At 48.6% G+C, this 6,839-nt stretch carries 4 protein-coding genes; 3 read left to right on the top strand and 1 reads right to left on the bottom strand.

The window, feature by feature from the left end; translation table 11 throughout:
* Positions 1-401: 401 nt before the first annotated feature.
* A complete protein-coding gene (locus KE626_RS30125; RefSeq protein ID WP_211976786.1) occupies positions 402-1,928 on the top strand; it encodes a discoidin domain-containing protein in 1,527 nt (508 codons plus the stop codon).
* A 70-nt stretch (positions 1,929-1,998) separates the two neighbouring features.
* Here KE626_RS30125 and KE626_RS30120 read toward each other — a convergent pair whose 3' ends face one another.
* Positions 1,999-4,386, bottom strand: coding sequence for a glycosyl hydrolase family 95 catalytic domain-containing protein (locus KE626_RS30120; protein ID WP_211976785.1), 2,388 nt, complete (start codon positions 4,384-4,386; stop codon positions 1,999-2,001).
* Between the two features lie 177 nt (positions 4,387-4,563).
* Between KE626_RS30120 and KE626_RS30115 the strand changes: the two genes are divergently transcribed.
* On the top strand, positions 4,564-5,820 hold the full coding sequence (locus tag KE626_RS30115) for a hypothetical protein (RefSeq protein WP_211976784.1): 1,257 nt from the start codon (positions 4,564-4,566) through the stop codon (positions 5,818-5,820).
* 37 nt (positions 5,821-5,857) lie between these two features.
* Positions 5,858-6,706: an alpha/beta fold hydrolase gene (locus KE626_RS30110; protein ID WP_211976783.1), complete on the top strand. Its 849-nt coding sequence runs from the start codon at positions 5,858-5,860 to the stop codon at positions 6,704-6,706.
* The last annotated feature ends 133 nt before the right edge of the window (positions 6,707-6,839 follow it).

Genomic DNA, 6,839 nt, shown 5'->3' with positions numbered 1-6,839 from the left:
TTTCTTTTTTGCGGGAAGGCGTCCGGAACATGTACCCATCGCTACCCAGGTATCAGGCAATACCATCTTGCGATAGTATGATCCGCAAGGAATGCCTGCGCTACCGGTTATTCTTTTCTTTCCCATGGTACAAATAGTACTTGCCGGTGTTATTCTTATAAACCGGGTTCACTCATTCATAAAAAGTGGTTGAACAGATGAAGCATTGCGCGTAGCACCCGCTGGCCCGTCTATCCGCTAAACCAAAATCGTTGTATATCCAAATAAAACAACATTCACTGTAGCCAACGCCGGAAGCGTTATCAAAATGGTATTGACAAAATCTCAATGCTATGGGTTCCCTGTGGAAATTAACCTGTATAAAACACTATAATATATAACCCAAAATCAAAACGATTAAAATGAAAAAAGTAAACTTTCGCAGTATTATGCTGCTGGGCGCTCTTCTATTTTCAATGTCGGGTTGTGTGAAAAAGCAAAATGAGGACAAGCCAACAGAACAGGAAGCCGCCCGTCTTTTATTGAACAAACCTGGGCCAAAATTGAATATTGTTTACTTCCTGCCACAGGGCCAGGATACGCTGGCACGGTACAGGGAGCGCACCAGCGATGAACTCTTTTTCTTCCAGGATTTCTTTTCCAAAGAAATGAAGCGCAACGGCTTTGGTGCCAAAACATTTAACATGCAAACAGATCCCACCGGAAAACAGGTAATGCTTACTGTTATCCGGGGAGCACTACCCGCCTCCAGCTATAAATACGACGGCGGTTCCGGCCCTATGACAGCGGAGATCAATGCTTATTTTGCCGCGCATCCTTCAGAAAAAAAAAGTGATCACTTTCTGGTGATCACAGCCATACCGGATGGCACCCATGCCGATGTACCCTATTATGGCATCGGTAACTGGGCATTCATCCTCGACCACCCCACACTGGATATCAAACAGTATGGTCCGGGAATAGACTGGATAGCCGGTAACGCACATGAGCTCGGACATGCCCTCGGGTTGCCGCATGACAGGGAAAAAAGAAGCGAGGCTACAACGATAGGCACCTCCCTGATGAGCAGTACCGATTTTACAAAAGGTACAATACTTAGCAGGGCCGCCTGCGCCATCCTCAACAACTGCCAGGTGTTTAACAGTACATCAATTGCCAATTACCAGCAGTCTTTCAAAATATACTTAAAAAAGGTAGATATCAGCTACTCAAATGGTAACATGATTGTAGCCGGAAAATTGTATGCCGACAAACCGATCAACGGCGTAAATGTATACCAGGACCCGGACGCAAGTAATGATGCCTATGATGCGCCCAGCTGGTCTGCTTCGCTCATAGGAGCCGACAGTTTCCACATTGTAACACAGGTCAACGAGTTGTGGGACCTCACCGGAACGTATACACTGAGAGTGAATGTACTCGGTACCAATGGATTCATTCAAACCGTTGCCACCTATAATTATCCTTTTGTTAATCAGCAACCGGTGCTGGACCCAACCATTGGCAACAAAAATGAGATTTCAAAAACAGCGTGGACCATTGCAGATGTGGATTCGGAAGAGGGTGGGCTCCCTGCTACCTACGCCCTGGATAACGATCCATCCACCTACTGGCATACACAGTACAGCGGTTCAGAGCCTATCCACCCGCATCAACTTAGTATAGACATGCACCAGGCAAACACATTAACAGGCCTCACATTCAGAGACCGCCAGGGTGTATGGCCAGGCATTAAAAACTTCACCGTATACACCAAAACAGCAACGGGCAGCTGGACGCAGGCGGGCACGTTTACATTAAAGAAAACGGATCTTAACCAATTTATTACTTTCCAACAACCCATACAGGCCAGGTACTTTCGCATCGTAACAACCGATAGCTACGATAATGGCAGCTCCTGCGCATTGGCGGAGATTGGCGCATACTAAGCCTATTCCCGCAAAGAAAAACGGAGATGGACAAACGTAGGTTTGTCCATCTCCGTTTTAGGAAAGACTATCACATCAATTCCATACGATTGTTAATGCGATATTGCTTTCCGGCCACCATTTTGATAGTCACTGACTTTTTATTGCAAATAAATGTGCAGCTGTCGTTATGCCCTGCATACACTATGGCATTTACCAGTGCGCCATTGGCCCAGCTGATGTCCAGCTTATGGCCGCCGTGTATTCGTAGGCCGGCTAATTTTCCTGCAGGGAAGTTACTGCTGCAGGCCGGCAATAGTTCTACCCGCCCCGGCTGTGAGAACACGAGCATGTCTGACAGGAGTCGTTGCAAGCTCAGTGCCGCATCAAGATTATAGATCGAATGCTCCGGGTTATGGGATGTTACCAAACCATTGTATACATAATGTCGTTGCGCAAATCGTTGCAGATTCATGGCTACTTTTCCGGCATCATGCAGGCGTGCAGCCATCAGTGCTATGTGTATCAGGCCGTGTGCCGATTCTGTATCATAGCCAAAACGTTTTGACAATGCCACCCTCGCGGCCTGCAGTAACCCTGGATCGCTTCCCGCCTGTAAAAACTCCGTTCCGGGAAATACCGGGTACATATGTGAATTATGCCGATGTGCATAATTATCAGGATAGTCCTTTGGCGCCCATTCCGCCAGCGCGCTATCTGCATTGATGCGATAGGGCACCATTTTATCATAGTAGTTGCGCCATTTATCTGTTTGCGATGGCTCCATCCCGAACAATTTGCCCAGCTTCAGCAGGTGGTCAAATACTTCACGTGCCACTGCAATATCCATGGTACAATCTTTCGCCAGGGTTGTTACATTATTGCCTACGTTATTTTCCGGCGAGATACCCGGAGAGATATGATAGTAACCATCTTTTTCTTTAGTGAGATAATCTTCGTAGAACTGTGCCATCTCCAGGTACAGCGGCCACACCCGCTTACGCAGGAAGGCGGTATCACCGGTAAGCATACCATGTTCATAGAATGGCATCAGGTTCCATCCGGCGCCCGAAGGCCAGTACATCCAGGGATAGCCGCTACCGAAATGATTCAGGAAACCTTTTTCAGGATCGCTGTAATGTGGCACCAGGAAACCCCTGCAGCCCAGGTAGCTCATGGCGTTCAGGCGCCAGGCGGGTAACAGCCGCTCTACATACCCAAAATAAGATTCCGCACACTCGGCCAGGTCGCCTGTAGAGATAGCAGATATCGCGAGATTCACATTGGAGTCGAAAACAAAACCTCCATTCCAGGCAGGCGTCCATCCTCCGCCCCAGATGCCCTGCAGCGGCGGCGGGTATTTGCCGGAAGTAGAAATCAACAGGTACCTTCCTATCGCATGCATCTGCTCCAGGAATAGTGGCGTGGCGCCGTGTTCATGCGCTTCTTCCAACATCTTTTCAACAGGCTTGCCGGCCCATTGTGCAGCGCAACCCAGGTCCAGCTGCACACGACGGAACATCGCTGCATGTTGTTGTGCATGGGGCCGGAAGAGATCATCATAGTTAAGTGCCAATGCAGTAAGTTCATTTTGCACGGCCACGCGCTGCGTGGTAATACCGTATTGCAGCGGTGTAATCCGCAACACTACGAGTATTTCATTGGCATCAGTAACCTGTATACTGTCGCCGGCAGCGCTCATCTGACCACCTTTGATGGTAATACGTGCCAGTCCTTCATAACCACCGGAGTCGCGTGAATACTGTGCATGATAGGTCAGCCATCCACCTGGCGCTGCATGGGTAGTGATATCGCTGAATGCTTTGCTCACATCCACCCCATCCACCTGGCCATGACGCCCTGGCGTTTCACGCAACGCAAGCATGACAGATAATTTCCTGCCGTCGACTCCGCGGATCCGCATCACATTCATATTGGCAGTGCGGGAGGAGAACACACTGCATTCCACGCCGCCACCGGCATCCTGCCAGGAACTGCGGGCTTCTCCCCTTTCCATGTCCAGGGAACGCTTGTAGTGACTGATGCTCCCCTGCCTATTGGTATGTATATCAAGATTAAATGCAGGATGTGGTGAAACCGGCCATGCCTGCGGCGCTCCCATGGCGCTCAATTGTTTGCGGGCTTCGCCAACGGCCAATGCATCGGCGGAATCGAGTTTGCCGGCATCTACCAGCTGCCGCACGGCAGGTAATAACCCGGCAGTATTGGCAACAGCAATCTTGTTGCGATCCCACGCGCGGAGAAACAATTCTTCATGCACGCAAATGATGCTCTCTTCACCAGGCCGGCCTGTCATCATCATTCCGTGATGTCCGTTGCCCGTAACAAAGGCATCTTCCCATTTCGTGGCCGGTTGCGCCGACCAGGCCGTCCAGCGCTGATCTCCGGTTATTGGTTTTGGTTGTGCCGTAACAGTTGCCGCAAATAATAATAGGATGGGAAACAGCTTATTGATCATCTTTCAAAACTATCATTTAACATGATAGTTGATATTACCCGGCAAAAATAACAGCAATAACAGCAAATAAAGCATCACTCCCCACGTATTTTTTTTTCTCCGTATTACTACTGATACCCACCGCAAGCGATCGGAATAATTTTGTGTTCTGAATAAATAACATCTAACAAAATACCAATGATGAAATATTTGTTGAAGGCCACTTTGCTGGCCCTGCTCCTGGCCTCCTGCCGGGGAAAAGAAAACATTGACCCCCAAATTCCTGATCCCGGCAACAACGGCGTAGCAGTGCCCACGGGCGTAATAGACGGCATTCCCGTCACCAAAACCATTGGGCCGGCAGGAGGTACCATCACCACAAATGACGCACATATATCAATAGATATCCCGGCCGGTGCTATAAACAGTGCCACCGAGTTTACTGTGCAGCCTATTACCAACACCAATATTGCCGGGCTGGGAAAAGCCTTCCGCATCACACCCCATCAAACACTGGCTAAACCCGCAATCATTACTTTCCATTATGAATCCGGCGACCTTGGACGAACTTTTGCGGAAGCACTGGGCATCGCCTACCAGGACAACAGCGGCAAATGGAAAGCGGTAGGCGGTGTACAGCTGGATAAGGAAATGAAATCCATCAGTGTGAAGACCACCCACTTCAGCGACTGGAGTTTCTTTGAAGCCATATTTATAGACCCCGGAGAAACATTTACTGATCCCGGCAGTACGGTGAAAATGGCAGTAAAAAGCTATTTTGATGCCGGCATGGAAGACCTGCTGTCACCGCTGACGAAAGAAGGAACGGAAACATACATCAACAGTCCCAAAAATGATCTTCCGTTAAAATACATTGAAAAATGGGAATTAGCCGGCGCAGGTAAACTAACAACAGATGGCAGCCATGCGATATACCAGGCACCTGCTGCCATACCCGTTACCAATCCCGCTACCATTAGTGTTCGGCTCAAACTGAAAAATGGCGCTATGGGGTTGGTACTGGCCAATATATTTGTTGTGCCGGAGGGCATTGCAGTGAAAATCGATGGAGGCGAATGGCAGCTGCTGGAAGCCGCCACCGGCAGCAGCGGCAACGGTGTTAACCGTATAGGCGGGCTCCCCCGTGAAGGCTCCTACCCCGAGTGCAGTGTTACCTGGCTGGGCGTGCCTACCGGCCGCCGTGCCTGGTCTGAACAAACCTATTTTCAAATGCAGCTGGCGGGCAGTCATACTTTCCTGAGCTATTATTCCGTTGGACAAACGTCTCTTCCCAGTCCCGGCTATTTAGACGTGAGCAGTATTGGTACAGCAGGCGGCTATATTACGGGCGCATTCCGTATGGACCGCGCTAGTTCGCAGAAACCGGAAGGGGATCATGTTATTTACAGAGAGCATAAAATAGATGGAGTGTTCCGGGTAAAACGACTGATTTAAGCAAGGTTTTTGAGTCATACTCATAAAACCATATCAAATGAGTAACCCTATTATTAACGTTCGTACCGATGCGGGCGGTATCACCGTCCACTACCTGGAAGCAGGCCACCAAAATAATCCAACGCTCCTTTTGTGCCACGGTTATCCTGAAACGGCGGTGGCCTTTATTCCATTAATGAACCTCCTCCGGGATAAATTCCACCTGGTTGCCCCGGACTTACCCGGGATCGGTGAATCCGGGAAAATAGACAGCGCAGATAAATTAACGATCGCATCATTTTTGAACGAATTTCTGAAAACGCTTAAACTCAATAAACCCGCAGTGATCGGGCATGACATAGGAGGCATGATCGTTTACTCGCTGCTTCGTCATTTTCCTGATAGCATATCCCATGCTGTTATCATGAACACGGTTATACCAGGTCTATCGCCGTGGGAGGAGGTCAAAAAAAATCCGCATATCTGGCATTTTGCCTTTTACTCAGTTCCTGAATTGCCGGAAACGCTTATCGACGGGCATCAGCAACAACTCTTTGATTATTTTTATGATACGCTTTCGTTCAACAAAAATGCGATCCCAACGGAAAAAAGACAGCAATATGTGATGGCTTATCAATCGCCGGCTTCCCTGAAAACCAGTTTGGACTGGTACCGAGGATTTTCAAAAGATGAAAAGGATAATAGCGGTTTGATGCCCACCACCGTCCCTGTGCTATATATCAGGGGAGCGAAAGAACCTGGTAATACAATAGCAGACTATGCAGATGGTCTGAAAAAAAGTGGTGTTCATCATGTTACAAGCAAGCTGATTGACAACAGCGGGCATTTTTCACCGGAAGAACAACCAGCCGCAGTAGCTAATGTTATCAATGAATTCCTGCGATAATCCTCTACGGAGAGCCGTTTATGTGATCTATCCGTGATAATGGAAAACACACTGACACAAATTCCGGAGTCCGGCTCAGGATAAATTTAAGGTCACTAGTTAACTTACCATTAAATAATTACATTGGGGCCGG

The organism is Chitinophaga hostae (genome assembly GCF_018224885.1).
In the GTDB taxonomy this organism is placed as follows: domain Bacteria; phylum Bacteroidota; class Bacteroidia; order Chitinophagales; family Chitinophagaceae; genus Chitinophaga; species Chitinophaga hostae.
Note: the sequence above shows the minus strand (reverse complement) of the source record. Positions and strands in the feature narration are given on the sequence as shown.